Here is a 13,979-nt window from a genome sequence, read left to right on the forward strand (position 1 = left end):
ATGCGATAATGTTACATTACATTAATACATTATCATGAAAGGACGAGAACCACATCAATCTATTCAGGATTTGATACACGCGATTTGTGCACTGGGGAACGAAGAGGAAGCGACGGCTTTCTTTAATGACTTGTGCACACCGGCGGAACTGGAAGCCATGGCCGATCGCTGGCAAGTGGTGCCGTTACTCAGGGAAGGCTTACCTTACCGTACTATCCACGACAAGACCGGCGTCAGTGTCACCACCATTACCAGAGTGGCGCGTTGCCTGAGTATGGGAAGTGGCGGCTATGCCTTAATCGCTGAACGTCTGGAGCAATCTTGAAAACACGAATACGTCTTGCTTTACAAAAAAAGGGACGGCTGGCGCAGGAGTCCATCACGCTTCTGCAACGCTGCGGCTTAAAGTTCCGTATCAAGGACAACGCTCTGCTCAGCCATGTTGACAATTTCCCGATTGATCTGCTTTTTGTACGTGACGACGATATCCCCACTCTGATTTTTGACGGGCTGGCGGATGGCGGCATCATTGGTGAAAACGTGCTGAAAGAAGCGGCTCTGAGCGCGCCGGACAAATCATTTAAAACCGTTCTTCCCCTGGGCAGTTGCTATTGCCGATTATCCATAGCCGTACCGGACACCTTTGATTACCTGGGTTGCGGCAGTTTGGACGGCAAACGCATCGCCACCAGCTATCCGTTATTGCTTAAGCAATATTTATCCGAACGAAAACTATGCGCGGACATTTTAACCCTGTCCGGCTCGGTGGAAGTGGCGCCGCGCATGGGCATGGCCGACGCCATTTGTGATTTGGTCTCCAGCGGGCAAACGCTTGAGGAAAACAAACTCATCGAAGTGGATACCGTATTAACCAGCCAGGCAATCTTCATTCAAAATACCACAACCTTGCCCGATTCCCTGCAGCCCTTGTTTGATCTTTTGAAACGACGCATTCAGGCGATTCAGCAGGCGTCCGAGCGAAAATACATCCTTTTCCACGCGCCCCAAACCGCCTTGCAACGCATTTGTGACCAATTACCGGGTGCTGAATCCCCGACCATCCTGCCGTTGCCGGCCAATCCCGACAAAGTGGCGGTTCACGTGGTATCGAGCGAGCGGGTTTTCTGGAACACCCTGGAAACGATCCAATCCCTCGGAGCCAGTTCCATTCTGGTTTTGCCTATTGAAAAAATGCTGGAGTGAGTTTTATGTTAGCCGTTTATCAGAGTGACGTGTTATCCCGGACTGCAAAAAACAAATTGTTAGCCAGACCACAAGACACCTACCCCATGCAAGATCAAACCCTGAACATTATTAATGCGGTTAAAGAAGGTGGCGATAAGGCCATGCGAGCCTTCACCCGTGAGTTTGACGGTGTGGATATCGGTGATGTTCGGGTAACGCCGGAGGAACTTTTATCGGCCGCAATCGATCGCGAAGCCGAAGAGGCCATCCTCACCGCCATAAACAACCTGCGTATTTATCACCAGGCCACACGGCCTGAAACCACCACCGTACGAATTACGGATGGCGTGCTCATTACCCGCCGATACCAGCCGATACAACGCGTCGGGTTATACGTTCCCGGTGGGCGTAACACCCCTCTGGTCTCTTCCCTGCTGATGCAGGCCATACCCGCCGCTATCGCTGGCTGTCCGGTGAAAATAGTATGCACACCACCCGATTCTCAAGGCGGTATTGATCCTCACCTTCTGGTGGCCGCCCGTTTATGCGGCATCGATACCCTGTTTAAGGTCGGCGGCGCGCAAGCCATTGCCGCCATGGCTTACGGCACTGAAACCATCCCGAAAGTCGACAAAATTTTCGGCCCCGGCAACCGCTTTGTCACCACGGCAAAAACACTGGTGAGCATCGATCCCAATGGCGCAGGCATCGACATGCCGGCCGGCCCTTCCGAGGTCATGGTGGCGGCTGATGACCATGCCAATCCCGATTTGGTCGCCGCCGATTTACTCGCGCAAGCCGAGCATGGTCCGGATTCTCAAGTCGTTTTACTCTGTGACAGCCAGGCTTTCGCCAAGCGGGTTAATGATTCGCTCATCACACAGCTTTCCGGTTTAAGCAGAAAACCTGTCATTGCGCAGGCCTTGCAACACAGTGTCATTCTCGTCTGTGACGACAGGGAAGAAACGACACGCCTCATCAATGATTATGCACCTGAACATTTGATAATCAATCGCAACGATGCTGATATTCTTGAGAAAGGCATTACCGCGGCCGGAACAATTTTTATCGGCCCGTGGGGCGCGGAAACGCTGGGTGATTATGTCACCGGCAGTAACCACGTGCTGCCAACCGGCGGTTATGCCCGCAGCCATAGCGGGTTGGGCACAATGGATTTTTTAACGGCCATGACCGTACAAGCCATCACCGCGCAAGGCCTGGCCTCTCTGGGAAAAGCGGCCTGTACCCTGGCCAGACTGGAAGGACTGGACGCGCACGCCAATGCCGTTCAACAACGGTTATCTATTCAGGAGAAACATGATGTCAGTGCTTGATCTCATTCAACCCGCGTTAAGAAACATAAAAAACTACCAGCCGGACGGCGACCTGCAACCCTGCCGACTGCATGCCAACGAACTGCCCTGGGCACCACCGGCTGTGACGGATTTTGCCCTCAATCACTATCCGGATAACACCCTGGAAAACCGCTTGCGGGAAAAACTGGCCGGTCTTTATCAGGTTAGTCAGGAGCATATTTTAATCACCCGGGGAAGCGACGACGGTATTGACCGTTTAATGCGCCTTTTTTTAAGAGCAGGTAAGGATGCCATTTTACAATGCCCGCCAACCTTTCCCATGTACGCTTTTTACGCGCAACTTCAGCAGGCCGGGATCCTCAACTGTCCTCTGGAGGAGAAAAAAGACTATGCCTTGTCGCCGGAAAAACTCATGGCGCAATGGCAGCCTGATTGCAAGATCATAGTGTTGTGCCAGCCCAATAATCCCACCGGGACATTACTGGAATTACAAACTATCCGCACCATTTGCGAGCAATTCATCCATCGCGCTGTGGTCGTAGTCGATGAAGCGTATATCGAATTTGCCCAAATCGACAGTGCGGCGCAATTGTTGTCCTCGTTTGATAATCTCGTTGTACTGCGCACCCTGTCCAAAGCCTACGGCATGGCGGGATTGCGCCTGGGCGCCGTACTGGCCCAGCCCCAACTGATTCAGATGTTGCAGCGCACGTCAGCCCCTTACCTGTTATCTAACGCCGTCTTGTCACCGGCGTTACAGGCACTCAACGAAGCAGACTGGTATGAGCGTCGCATCAACGACATCATCCAGCAGAAAGAGCAGCTAGCCGCACAATTGATCCGGTCACCGTTCATAGAGCGGGTTTATCCCAGCCGAACCAATTTCCTGCTGGTACAAACCGCTCACGCCCACGCATTAAAAGACCTGTTCCAGCGACATGGTATAGCCGTTCGCCATTTTCCTGGCGCGCCTGATTTACACCACAAGCTTCGCATCACGGTTGGCGATCCTGAGCAAAACGCCCGCCTGCTGGCTGTGTTATCCACCTATAAAACATGACGAGACAGATGTATGCAAAAAGTATTATTCATTGACCGCGACGGCACACTCATTGAGGAACCCGGCGATTTTCAGGTGGATAGTCTGGATAAAATCCGCTTGATTCCTCATGTCATTCCATCCTTGCTTGCTTTAAGCAAAGCGGGGTATAAACTGGTGATGGTCAGCAATCAGGATGGACTGGGCACATCGGACTTTCCCGAGTGTGATTTTAAATCATGCCATGATTTTATCCTCACGCTCTTTCAGTCACAGGGTATTGCATTCAGCGAGGTGTTCATCTGTCCGCATCGAGCGGACGAGGGTTGCCGCTGCCGCAAACCTAAAACCGGTTTGCTGGACGCGTTCATGACGGAGAACGACCTTGATAAAAACAATTCCCTGGTCATAGGCGATCGCACAACCGATGAAGAACTGGCGAACAATCTGGGTGTTTCCTTTTTACCGATTAACGCCCGGCACGGTTGGCAGGATATTGTCTCGTATCTTCTCAAGCCGGTGCGCAAAGCCCGGGTGCAACGACACACCCGTGAAACGCAAATCGATATGGCTATAGAGCTTGATTGTGAACAAAACAGCCGCATTACGACACCCATCGCGTTTTTCAGTCATATGCTGGAACAGATTGCCAGACACGGCGGTTTTTATCTGGACATCGAAGCCCGGGGCGATACGGAAGTGGATGAGCATCATCTCATTGAAGACACCGCACTGACGCTTGGCGAAGTCCTGAAACAGGCGCTTGGCGACAAGCTCGGCATAGCGCGCTATGGTTTTACCTTGCCCATGGATGAGTCACTCGCCAGTGTGGCCATTGATCTTGGCGGGCGCCCCTATTGCCGTTTTGACGCGCCGTTTACCCGGGAATACGTCGGCGGTCTGGCCACGGAAATGATTCCTCATTTTTTCCACTCGCTCGCCAATGCACTCGGTGCCGGGATCCACGTCTCCGTAACCGGGCAAAATCACCATCATATGATTGAGGCGTGTTTCAAGGCGCTGGGAAAAACGCTGAGCCAGGCCTCTGCCCGCCAGGGCAATGAATTACCCTCAACCAAAGGTGTTTTATGATTGCAGTTATCGATGTCTGTGGTAATAATCTGGCCTCGTTAGGCTACGCGCTTAAACGTCTGGGTTATGAATACCAGTTAACCCATGACAAAAAAACCATTCAATCGGCAAGCCATGTGATCTTGCCCGGAGTGGGTGCGGCACATACCGGGATGCAGGCTTTGATTGAACACGGTCTGGTTGATACCCTCAAATCACTCCGGCAGCCATTGCTGGGCATTTGTCTAGGGATGCAATTGCTGTTTGAATACAGCGAGGAACAACAAACGGCATGTCTGGGGCTTCTCCCGGGTACCATCAGGCGCCTACCGGTGATACCCTGCCATCCGGTTCCCCACATGGGATGGAATCGGCTTTTCTGGCGTCAGCCATCGCCTCTGCAACGCGGCTTGACCAGTCAGGAATACGTGTATTTTGTGCACGGTTACGCCTTGCTTACCGATGATCACGCCCTGGCTGTTTGCCATTACAGTCAACCGTTCACCGCCATTGTTCAATCCAAAACCGTCTGCGGCATGCAGTTTCATCCTGAAAAATCCTCGGACGCCGGACTGATCTTACTGAATAATTTTTTACAACAGGAGCGAGCATGATCCTCATCCCCGCCATTGATATACAACAAGGCCAATGCGTTCGCCTTCGCCAGGGCGACTTTAATCAGGCTACCGTCTATAAGACATCACCGGTGGAACTGGCGCAGTCTTATTATGACCAGGGCGTGCGGCGGATCCATCTGGTCGACATGGATGGCGCCAAATCCGGAGAAATCAAACAGCTTCCCTTGTTAAAAGACATTCAGTCTCTTGGATTAACGGTTCAGGCCGGAGGCGGCATTCGCAATCTGTCCTGTGCGCAATCCTGCTTGAACGCCGGCATCAATCAACTGGTTTTAGGCAGTATTGCCATCAGTGATCCCGAACATACCCTTGAAATTATGGCCTATTGCGGGATAAACCGCGTCATTCTGGCTTTAGACGTGCGTCTGGAACAAGGGATCCCCAAACCGGTTATTCACGGCTGGCAGACAAAAACCGATTGTTCCTTATGGGATATCGTGGCGTATTATCAAAACGTTGGCGTCAAAACCATATTATGTACCAATGTGGCTTGTGACGGGATGATGAAAGGCCCTGATTTTTCCCTGTATGAAGAAGCCATTCGCCGCTTTCCCGATCTGTGCTGGCAAGCCTCCGGCGGCATTCGGGATCAGGAGGATATCAGCCGCTTGCAAGACACCGGACTGTCTGCGGCCATTCTGGGACGGCTGCTCTATGAAACGGATTTTTCCCTGATCACAGCGTTGCAGGGAGACACGGTATGCTAGCGAAACGCATCATTCCCTGTCTGGACGTACGCGACAATCAGGTTGTCAAGGGTGTGCAATTTCGTGATCACCGGGTTATCGGGGAGATACTTGATCTGGCCAATCGCTATGGTCAGGAGGGTGCTGACGAACTGGTTTTTTATGATATTACCGCCAGCAGCGAGCAACGCGCCGTCGATACCGGCTGGATTACTAAAATTGCCTCCGATCTTGCCATTCCATTCACCGTTGCCGGCGGTATTCGCAGCGAAGAGAAAGCGCGTGCGGTGTTATACGCCGGTGCCGACAAGCTCTCTTTGAACAGCCCTGCTCTGGAAAACCCTGATTTCATTGATCGCCTGGCCCATCATTTCGGCAGTCAATGCGTCGTTATAGGCATCGACAGCCAATGGGTCGTTGAGGATTATTACGTGTTTCAATACACCGGCGATGAACGAAAAACCAGAAATACCGGGCGCAAAACCCGTGACTGGATCAGGGAGGTTCAGGACAGGGGCGCCGGTGAAATCGTTTTAAACTGTATGCAATCGGACGGCATGCGTCGCGGCTATGACATTGAGCAATTAGCCATCATGCGCAGCCTCACGGACGTACCGCTCATCGCGTCAGGCGGTGCCGGCAGCATCAGCCATTTCGTTTCGGTATTTCAGGATGCGGGGGTTGACGGTGCGCTGGCCGCCACTTTATTCCATGACCGGATAATCCGCATTCCGGAACTGAAACAGGCGCTTCGCAAACAAGATATTGAGGTAAGAGAATGATAAATAATATAAAAAAACCCCTGGACTGGGTAAAAATGAATGGCCTGATCCCCGCTGTTATCCAGCATGTCAATAGCGGTGACGTACTCATGCTGGGTTACATGAATGAAGAAGCCTTGCAAAAAACCCTGTCCGTCGGACAATTGATACTATACAGCCGCAGTAAACAACGATTGTGGCGCAAGGGAGAAACGTCCGGTCACACCATGACTGTGAAGGCCATCGCTACAGACTGTGATGCCGACAGCCTGCTTGTTCACGTCCTGCCCGAAGGCCCCGCCTGTCACCTTGGTTTCACCACGTGCTTCCAGCCGGCCATATCTTTTGGTTGGCCATTTCTGGCAACGCTGATAACACTCATCTCAGAGCGCGCCAGACTGCAACCGGGTGAAAGCTATACCGCCGCATTATTACGGGACGGTATTTCCCGCTGCGCGCAAAAGGTGGGTGAGGAAGCCGTCGAAACAGTTATCGCGGCCGTTGAGAACGATAAATCGGCGTATGTTGCCGAATCGGCCGACTTGCTCTATCACTGGCTTGTTCTTTGTCAGGCAATCGAAGTTAGTTTTTACGACATTTTGACTTGCCTGCAACAACGGCATTCCGATTCCGAAAAAGTCAGGTTTCAAACCACGCCCAGCAACACGGCCGTTAAATAATTGCCTTCCGGAAAAGCGGCCAGCGTGGGATGACAACTTGCCGGGCCGTAAACCCCGAGAATACGCGATTGTTTACCGACCATCGCTGCCTGAGTGCCGACCAGCGCGGCGAACTCCTGCGGGGAGAGCGCGGCTGAGCAATTGCAGGTCATCAGTAAGGAGCCCGGTTTCATCGCTTTGAATACTTCACGGTGCAGAAAACGGTAATAATTTTTGGCACGATTCAAATCCCGTCTGGAAGGAACCAGTTTCGGCGGATCGAGAATAATCATATCGTATTCCCCTGCCCTGACCAGATACTCTCTCGCGTCCGCGGCTATAAAATCAACGGTTGCCAGATGATTCAGGTGCGCGTTGTGTTTAGCCAGTTCGATGGCCTGCTTCGAGCTGTCTACCCCTGTGACTTCAAGCGCCCCCGCTTTTGCGGCATGGAGCGCGAAGCCGCCGCTGTAGCAGTAAAGATCCAGAACACGCTTGCCTTGCGATAACGCGGCCACGCGTTGATGGTTTTCGCGTTGATCGAGAAACAGGCCTGTTTTTTGCGCCGATGAAAAATCAATCTGAAACCGTATGCCCTCTTCAAGAATCTCATCCTGCAAGGAAGGCAACAGTTCGGTCTCACCACTTGACCAGCCATCCTGAGCCAACGGTTTGGCCTGGGAAAGCCACAGTACTTCCTCACAGCCTGTCACTTCCTTTAGACAGTCTGTGATCATCGATCGGTTGGCCTCAACCCAATACGCGGAACTGGCTACCACGCAACGATGGTTAAAGCGGTCTATGGTCAATCCCGACAACCCGTCGGCTTCGCTGTTGCATAATCGAAACGCCGTCGTTTGGCTATTGGGTAAATTCAAGGCCTGACGCAGTAACACGGCCTGGGCAAGACGTGCGCGCACGATGGATGTCAGCGAACGGCCATCTATTGCCTCCCACGCCCTGACTAATACGCGAACCTGATAAAGAGAATGGTCATTGTAAACACCAACCCCCAGCCTTTCACCCTCCGCACTGATGATATCAACCAGTTCTCCGGTGGCCGGATCACCGACGCGTCTGGCAATGGCCTTGGGGAAAATCCAGGGATGGCCGCGAACCATGGTCGCCTGTTTGGCTTGCTGCAGGATGACTGATCGGCTCATAATTTTATACACCACATTAAAATGCCGGCTAATCTACACTACTGTATTCCATTATGGCAAGCCAGTGCCTTGATTTACCGTTTCCTGTAGCCCGTCATGAAGGCGAAGCCGAAATGCGGGATTATATTGTTGGACGTGAAACCCGCAATACGGCCGCGGGCCTCCTTACGGGCTACTGATCTGAAACTCAATCACATCATCTCAATGTACAACCATAAAAAATATAGGTCCACACGCCCCAGGCTCTGTGAAAACTTTGGTTCACAGAGCCTAAACATGATAGCATCGCAATTTTGCCGATAAGGATTACTCATGTGGTTCAATAACGCCCTCATTTATCATTACGAACTTGATGACAACGTGGATCTGGCCGCATTAATGGCTGAAGAACACTTGAAACCCTGTCCGCCTCATGCCCGTTTCATCTATGGCTGGCTGCCTGCCTGTCAGGATGAACTGGTCCATGAAGTAGCCGGTTGTGCCCATATTTGCCTCGGTAAGGAAGAGCGCATCCTGCCCAGAGGCGTGATAAACCGTCTGCTGGCCGAACGGATAAACGCTCTGGAAACCCAGCAGGGACGTTCCATCAAACGTGCCGAAAAGGCACAAATGGCCGAAGATCTGGAATTTGAGCTTCTGCCCAAATCGTTCTGCGTGCAAAAACGTCTGTCCGCCATACTGGACACCGGCAGCCACCGTTTGATCGTCAACACGGCCAGCGATAATCAAGCCTCGCAATTAACCTCGTTATTGCGTAAATCCATTCCTGGCATTCATCTGGAACCCCTGTTCCACAACGATAACCTGGCCATGCGTTTTGCACAGTGGATAACCGATCCCGCTTGCCTGCCCGCTCCGTTTCAACTGGCCTCCGACTGTGTACTCTTCTCCCTCAATGACGAGAAAAAACGAGTGAACTGCAAAGGTTATGAATTGCCGGCGGAAGAAATATTGAGTCTGTTATCGCAAGGACTGGTCGCGGCGGAGTTGTCGCTGGTCTGGAATGAGCGTATTCAATTCACCCTGACCCATGAACTGACGTTCAAACGTATAAAAAGTCTGGATTATTTAATCGATGAATTTAATGACATCCGACATCTTGAGGAAGAGTATCAGCAACAGGATGCCTCACTGACCTTATTGTGCGGGGAATTGCGGGCGTTAACCGATGATTTGCTGGCCGGATTGAATCAGACTGAAACGGAAACGGAAAGTGCTGTGAACGAGTCAAACCAGTCCCGGGATATGGAAGAACCCGTATTTTAATGGAACAGCGTGTTGGGTTGCATCATGCAACCCAACAGAACTGATTAAGAACAACGTTTAGCTAGTACTGTTTCCATTTAATTTTGACAGGTTAACTGTCATTCCCGCGAAGGCGGGAAACCATTCCTGATGTGGCTCAGTGCTTGATTCAGTATGGATCCCCGCCTTCGCGGGGATGACAAAAAGACAAACACTCTGTGCAAGCCAACCTGTCATTCCCGCGCAGGCGGGAATCTATGGCTAAATTGGCTCTGTGCTATATCAGGCATAAATTCCCGCCTGCGCGGGAATGACAAGAAATGGCACACTTTGTGTAATGCTACCTGTCAAAACTAAATGGAAACAGTATTAGGTTCCGTGGACAAAAATTTTGTTCGCACCATTTTTTGCGAAAAAACAGTAGCCCGTAAGGAGGCCTGCGGCCGTATTGCGGGTTTCATGTGCCAATTAGGAACGTTTTCCCGCATTACAGCGAAGCCTTCATGACGGGCTACAAGGCTACAAGACATTATTAGTTGGTGTGCAACAATAGTTGCCTTGTTTTCTATCGGAAAAAAATTGGTTCACGGAACCTGGATTTTTGAACGAAAACGGGGGCTAAACTTTCTTGATATCTCGGTAAAAATTTTCATGTGAGCCAAATTTAAGCAGCGTTAAAACCAAAACATCTTCTTCATACATATATCCTAATAACACGTCTTGATTATGTAATTTAAATGTATGGCCTCTAAGAAAATCAAGATCACCTTTTTTCTTTTCTCCTAACAATGGATTTTTTGTCAGTTTCTTCACCTCATTATCTAATAATGTTTTATGCTGCTTTGGAAGTTTTTTTATTGTTCGTTTAAATGAATTTGATTGTTTAATTTTCAAATTCATAGTCCTCAACCATTCCGTTGTCTACTTCTGCTTTTGCGAGCAAGATGTCTTTAATAAATTCATAAGTAAGATCGGGGTTTTCTTCTGCTATTCTTCCGATCTTCGCCCAGTGTTCAATTTGTCCAGCGCCGGAACGGGACATGACGCTGCCTGTAGCTTTGGCTTGATTGACTAAATCGTCAGGTAATCTAACTGATTGTGCCATATCTTGTCTCCAATTGTTGGTTGACAATAACCATAGCATTAAATGGCAATAGATCGCAGTTTGCATTAAAAATTATTTGAGATAGATAACGTCCCTCATTTATCTCAAGGGAAGCCGTCGGGCGTTTCGCCCGACAATATTCTCGATTATGTCCTAACCGGTCGTATCCATCGGTTGGTTGGGATAAGTGGCGCGGTATACGGCCAGGGCGTCTTCGGCCGCTTTATTTAGCCCCATGGCTTTGTTGGACTTGTAAAGAAGAACCAGTGCCGGTTTCACCGAGGGTGCCTGAGGATAATTTTTAATCAGGAAATTCGCCCGTTCCGCCGCGGCGACAAACATTTTGCGCTCAAAATAATAATTGGACGTGTTCAATTCCCGCTCGGCAAACATATTGCGTAAATAAATCATGCGTTGCAAGGAATCAGCCTTGTAGCGACTGTTGGGAAATTTCTGAATCAACGTCGCAAAATCGGCGTAAGCCTGCGACTGCGTACCGGGATCACGCCACGATTCATCGAGAGGTAGTAGCCGGGCAAACGTACCGCGTGTCTGCTGAAAATTGGCCAATCCTTTCATGTAATAGGCATAATCCACCGATTTGGCGCGAGGATAAAGATGGATAAAACGTTCTGACGTGGCAGCCGCGGACGCGTAATCGCTGTTTTTATAATAGGCATACACCAGATCAAGTTGCGCCTGTTCCGCATAATCGCTGAACGGGTACATGGATTCCATCGCTTCCAGTTTTTTAATGGCGCTCTGGTATTGTTCTTTCGCTATCGCGTCTTTTGATTCGGTAAACAATTGCTTGGCCGTCATACCCTTATACGGACCATTATCGTCTTCATCATCGCGATTTCCCCATAAGGAGCAAGCCGTCATGGAAATCAACAAACTCAGCAGGAGCAACACTTTCAATCGTTTCATATAAACTACCTGTAAAACACGCCGGCCGCACCTAACCACGGCCATGCTTTGCAAATGCGCCCATTATACCCATCCATGCGAAATTTGCGAACACTATCATGGCGATTAGTTTTGACCGCCCCAACAACGAAGGTTGAATCAACCTTGCCTCGACTTACACGGCAAGTTATGACATTTTATCGTGTATATCAAAAAATTATTTGCAATGACCAAAGGCTTGCGCTAGTATTTCGTGCTGTCGGAGAGGTGGCAGAGCGGTCGATTGCGGCGGTCTTGAAAACCGTTGAAGGGCAACCTTCCCAGGGTTCGAATCCCTGCCTCTCCGCCAAATTTCAATTGTGCCATATCCTGTTATTTCTGAACGGATTTAAAATTCCGATGAAACGTAACGCAGGACGAGCCTACGTCCAACGACCCCATCAACGCTTATTCCGATAAAAAACAGAGCAGTTATGCCGTTTTTTGTGGGTCAAATACAACAAGATAGTATTTGTCGGGCGAGACGGGCGCCTCGCCCGACGCGTCCATAGTTACCGCCTTAAAAGCCACCCGGATTCCAGTGAATATCATCAAAAAACATATTGGCATGGACAATTTTTCCGGTTTGTAACGGTTGTTTGCTGATAACATCCAACTGGTAGCTGACGGTCTTATTGTCGTAGCCTGGTGCGGAAACGACCGCGACAAAATTCTGTAGTTGTCCGGAAGCAAGTTTCATCGCGATAGCCGCGTTAGGAGGCACGTCGGAAAAATTATTTTTTATGGTTTTGTTTTGCCACAAAGCAATAAATTGACGCAAGGATACCATCCCGGCCTTACGCTGTGGCCTGTCCGTAAAATAGCCCACGTAGTCCGGTGATTTTTTTAAGATCAACGTATAATGCTGGCCTTTATTTTTAACAAGCTCTCCCGCGGAGGCGGATTGTAAAAAAAGCATGTTGTTGTCCGTAGTCGCCATTGCGAAACTACTACATAACCATAAGGTTAAAGCGATTATTTTTTTCATAGGTTTCTCCCCAAATTTAATTTATTAAACCGAGTTCCGGATCGACTTCTTTCAACTCACCATCACTCCTCATATTAAGGGCGCCAAACACACCGTGTTTTTGCAACATTTTCGAAGGTGAGGGGCTTATTCCTGAGCCAATAGTAATTGTTTCCTCATCCTCCTCCTCGTCACTGTCTTCCTCACCGATTTTCGTCTCGAATCCGTCTTCCAATACCCGACCGCTTCCCTCGTCATAAACCTCACTGACGCTTGCTTCTTCGTTGTTTTGCGGAGCAACAAACAGATTCATTAATGATACCAACGTTAACATCGTTAAAAACGTACTCGTTAAGGCAACATTGCTGAAAAAAAACTCATCGCTGATTTCATCATGATGAACGGCGGCGTAAATATCGTTGGGAAAATGAAAAAAAGCGGCGGCAAGGGAGGGGTTTTCACAAAGTATGTTAATCATGGCAAACAGTGTTTTGCTGAGTGCGGGACAATGTTCATTAAATAAAGACGCCAGCAGACCTAATACTCCGGTCATTCCCATAACTGCGGTAGGGATTGGTGAATTGACGGCGATGATTTGTTGTTGCATCAACACACCCAAAACCCCGGATGGCGCTATGGTACCACGGAACAAACTGGCTGCGTGCCTCGCATAGCTTCGTTCGGTCAGCCTGTTTTGAGCGTTGGTATAATTGTTTCGTCTGGTCATGACCGCAGGCAACACGGCAAGCGCCGGTGCGATAATGTTACCGAAGTCATTGCTGTAATATTTCACCCCGCCCGCATAAATAGCAACGGTCGTGATCATAGACCAGGCAAAGCCAAAATCACCAAAAAAACCGTTAATCCCGTGATCCGTAAAGAAAGTACCTTTATGCAAAGCCTTGAGAAACCGATTGTCCGGGTAGCGGCGGGTCAGGGCAGACACCGCCTCATTAGTCAGACTGACCATGGCGCCTGTCCCTACAGGGGCAATCAGCCAAAGTCCCGGTTTGTAATGAACGGCAATCGTGTTAAACGTGGAAGCCGAGGCACTCGCGCCCCGCAAGGGTGCGATAATAATTTTAAAGGAATGAACCATGCCATCGGTACAGCGCCTGACGGTACCGGATTTGGTTACATGATCTATCAAGGGTTTCTTTTCTTCATCTTTACGACGCATAACATATCCGAAATAA

General features: G+C 49.9%; 16 protein-coding genes and 1 tRNA gene. 11 read left to right on the forward strand and 6 right to left on the reverse strand.

What is annotated here, in order from left to right; translation table 11 throughout:
• Positions 1-34 precede the first annotated feature (34 nt).
• From CKW05_RS09485 to hisIE, 9 genes are read left to right on the forward strand one after another with little or no spacing between them, the layout of a single operon-like run.
• Positions 35-325 (forward strand): YerC/YecD family TrpR-related protein, encoded by a 291-nt coding sequence (locus CKW05_RS09485; protein WP_058482915.1) that lies wholly within the window; start codon positions 35-37, stop codon positions 323-325.
• The gene (hisG, locus tag CKW05_RS09490; RefSeq protein WP_058482916.1) at positions 322-1,203 is read left to right on the forward strand and encodes an ATP phosphoribosyltransferase; all 882 of its coding nucleotides are present in this window, start codon (positions 322-324) and stop codon (positions 1,201-1,203) included. Before CKW05_RS09485 ends, hisG begins: the two co-directional genes overlap by 4 nt.
• Before the next feature lie 5 nt (positions 1,204-1,208).
• Complete coding sequence (hisD, locus tag CKW05_RS09495; protein ID WP_058482917.1) at positions 1,209-2,519, forward strand: histidinol dehydrogenase; 1,311 nt, start codon at positions 1,209-1,211, stop codon at positions 2,517-2,519.
• Positions 2,503-3,561, forward strand: coding sequence for a histidinol-phosphate transaminase (gene hisC, locus CKW05_RS09500; protein ID WP_231950434.1), 1,059 nt, complete (start codon positions 2,503-2,505; stop codon positions 3,559-3,561). The genes hisD and hisC overlap by 17 nt, the downstream gene beginning before the upstream one ends.
• A 12-nt stretch (positions 3,562-3,573) precedes the next feature.
• On the forward strand, positions 3,574-4,632 hold the full coding sequence (gene hisB, locus CKW05_RS09505; protein WP_058482919.1) for a bifunctional histidinol-phosphatase/imidazoleglycerol-phosphate dehydratase HisB: 1,059 nt from the start codon (positions 3,574-3,576) through the stop codon (positions 4,630-4,632).
• Positions 4,629-5,225: an imidazole glycerol phosphate synthase subunit HisH gene (gene hisH, locus CKW05_RS09510; RefSeq protein ID WP_058482920.1), complete on the forward strand. Its 597-nt coding sequence runs from the start codon at positions 4,629-4,631 to the stop codon at positions 5,223-5,225. The genes hisB and hisH overlap by 4 nt, the downstream gene beginning before the upstream one ends.
• The gene (locus CKW05_RS09515) at positions 5,222-5,956 is read left to right on the forward strand and encodes a 1-(5-phosphoribosyl)-5-[(5-phosphoribosylamino)methylideneamino] imidazole-4-carboxamide isomerase (protein ID WP_058482921.1); all 735 of its coding nucleotides are present in this window, start codon (positions 5,222-5,224) and stop codon (positions 5,954-5,956) included. Before hisH ends, CKW05_RS09515 begins: the two co-directional genes overlap by 4 nt.
• Positions 5,950-6,717 carry an imidazole glycerol phosphate synthase subunit HisF gene (gene hisF / locus CKW05_RS09520; RefSeq protein WP_058482922.1) on the forward strand — a complete coding sequence of 256 codons (768 nt, stop codon included), beginning with the start codon at positions 5,950-5,952 and terminating at the stop codon, positions 6,715-6,717. The genes CKW05_RS09515 and hisF overlap by 7 nt, the downstream gene beginning before the upstream one ends.
• Positions 6,714-7,376: a bifunctional phosphoribosyl-AMP cyclohydrolase/phosphoribosyl-ATP diphosphatase HisIE gene (gene hisIE / locus CKW05_RS09525; RefSeq protein ID WP_058482923.1), complete on the forward strand. Its 663-nt coding sequence runs from the start codon at positions 6,714-6,716 to the stop codon at positions 7,374-7,376. The genes hisF and hisIE overlap by 4 nt, the downstream gene beginning before the upstream one ends.
• On the opposite strand, the gene CKW05_RS09530 is transcribed toward hisIE, so the two are convergent.
• The gene (locus CKW05_RS09530; RefSeq protein ID WP_058483007.1) at positions 7,343-8,518 is read right to left on the reverse strand and encodes a class I SAM-dependent rRNA methyltransferase; all 1,176 of its coding nucleotides are present in this window, start codon (positions 8,516-8,518) and stop codon (positions 7,343-7,345) included. The genes hisIE and CKW05_RS09530 overlap by 34 nt on opposite strands.
• 312 nt (positions 8,519-8,830) lie before the next feature.
• Here CKW05_RS09530 and CKW05_RS09535 point away from each other — a divergent pair, with 312 nt between their 5' ends.
• On the forward strand, positions 8,831-9,784 hold the full coding sequence (locus CKW05_RS09535; protein ID WP_058482924.1) for a recombination-associated protein RdgC: 954 nt from the start codon (positions 8,831-8,833) through the stop codon (positions 9,782-9,784).
• A gap of 597 nt (positions 9,785-10,381) precedes the next feature.
• Here CKW05_RS09535 and CKW05_RS09540 read toward each other — a convergent pair.
• The 3 genes from CKW05_RS09540 to CKW05_RS09550 all read right to left on the reverse strand — a co-directional run bounded on the left by CKW05_RS09540 (position 10,382) and on the right by CKW05_RS09550 (position 11,798).
• On the reverse strand, positions 10,382-10,663 hold the full coding sequence (locus tag CKW05_RS09540; RefSeq protein ID WP_058482925.1) for a type II toxin-antitoxin system RelE/ParE family toxin: 282 nt from the start codon (positions 10,661-10,663) through the stop codon (positions 10,382-10,384).
• Positions 10,647-10,868 carry a ParD-like family protein gene (locus CKW05_RS09545; RefSeq protein ID WP_058483008.1) on the reverse strand — a complete coding sequence of 74 codons (222 nt, stop codon included), beginning with the start codon at positions 10,866-10,868 and terminating at the stop codon, positions 10,647-10,649. The genes CKW05_RS09540 and CKW05_RS09545 overlap by 17 nt, the downstream gene beginning before the upstream one ends.
• A 153-nt stretch (positions 10,869-11,021) precedes the next feature.
• Positions 11,022-11,798 (reverse strand): outer membrane protein assembly factor BamD, encoded by a 777-nt coding sequence (locus CKW05_RS09550; RefSeq protein WP_058482926.1) that lies wholly within the window; start codon positions 11,796-11,798, stop codon positions 11,022-11,024.
• Between the two features lie 240 nt (positions 11,799-12,038).
• Here CKW05_RS09550 and CKW05_RS09555 point away from each other — a divergent pair.
• Positions 12,039-12,126 (forward strand) — tRNA-Ser (locus tag CKW05_RS09555).
• A gap of 210 nt (positions 12,127-12,336) precedes the next feature.
• On the opposite strand, the gene CKW05_RS09560 is transcribed toward CKW05_RS09555, so the two are convergent.
• Both CKW05_RS09560 and CKW05_RS09565 read right to left on the reverse strand, forming a co-directional pair.
• The gene (locus tag CKW05_RS09560) at positions 12,337-12,804 is read right to left on the reverse strand and encodes a hypothetical protein (protein ID WP_058482927.1); all 468 of its coding nucleotides are present in this window, start codon (positions 12,802-12,804) and stop codon (positions 12,337-12,339) included.
• A gap of 16 nt (positions 12,805-12,820) precedes the next feature.
• Positions 12,821-13,963, reverse strand: a complete 1,143-nt coding sequence (locus tag CKW05_RS09565) for a hypothetical protein (protein WP_058482928.1) — start codon at positions 13,961-13,963, stop codon at positions 12,821-12,823.
• Between the last annotated feature and the right edge of the window lie 16 nt (positions 13,964-13,979).

The sequence above is a fragment of the Legionella spiritensis genome, assembly GCF_900186965.1.
Lineage (GTDB): Bacteria > Pseudomonadota > Gammaproteobacteria > Legionellales > Legionellaceae > Legionella_C > Legionella_C spiritensis.

Excerpts from the sequence above, each read along its gene's own strand:
- CKW05_RS09485 (WP_058482915.1), top strand. The coding sequence starts at position 35 with ATGAAAGGACGAGAACCACATCAATCTATTCAGGATTTGATACACGCG.
- hisD (WP_058482917.1), top strand. The coding sequence starts at position 1,209 with ATGTTAGCCGTTTATCAGAGTGACGTGTTATCCCGGACTGCAAAAAAC.
- hisC (WP_231950434.1), top strand. The coding sequence starts at position 2,503 with ATGATGTCAGTGCTTGATCTCATTCAACCCGCGTTAAGAAACATAAAA.
- hisB (WP_058482919.1), top strand. The coding sequence starts at position 3,574 with ATGCAAAAAGTATTATTCATTGACCGCGACGGCACACTCATTGAGGAA.
- hisH (WP_058482920.1), top strand. The coding sequence starts at position 4,629 with ATGATTGCAGTTATCGATGTCTGTGGTAATAATCTGGCCTCGTTAGGC.
- CKW05_RS09515 (WP_058482921.1), top strand. The coding sequence starts at position 5,222 with ATGATCCTCATCCCCGCCATTGATATACAACAAGGCCAATGCGTTCGC.
- hisF (WP_058482922.1), top strand. The coding sequence starts at position 5,950 with ATGCTAGCGAAACGCATCATTCCCTGTCTGGACGTACGCGACAATCAG.
- hisIE (WP_058482923.1), top strand. The coding sequence starts at position 6,714 with ATGATAAATAATATAAAAAAACCCCTGGACTGGGTAAAAATGAATGGC.
- CKW05_RS09530 (WP_058483007.1), bottom strand. The coding sequence starts at position 8,518 with ATGAGCCGATCAGTCATCCTGCAGCAAGCCAAACAGGCGACCATGGTT.
- CKW05_RS09535 (WP_058482924.1), top strand. The coding sequence starts at position 8,831 with ATGTGGTTCAATAACGCCCTCATTTATCATTACGAACTTGATGACAAC.
- CKW05_RS09540 (WP_058482925.1), bottom strand. The coding sequence starts at position 10,663 with ATGAATTTGAAAATTAAACAATCAAATTCATTTAAACGAACAATAAAA.
- CKW05_RS09545 (WP_058483008.1), bottom strand. The coding sequence starts at position 10,868 with ATGGCACAATCAGTTAGATTACCTGACGATTTAGTCAATCAAGCCAAA.
- CKW05_RS09550 (WP_058482926.1), bottom strand. The coding sequence starts at position 11,798 with ATGAAACGATTGAAAGTGTTGCTCCTGCTGAGTTTGTTGATTTCCATG.
- CKW05_RS09560 (WP_058482927.1), bottom strand. The coding sequence starts at position 12,804 with ATGAAAAAAATAATCGCTTTAACCTTATGGTTATGTAGTAGTTTCGCA.
- CKW05_RS09565 (WP_058482928.1), bottom strand. The coding sequence starts at position 13,963 with ATGCGTCGTAAAGATGAAGAAAAGAAACCCTTGATAGATCATGTAACC.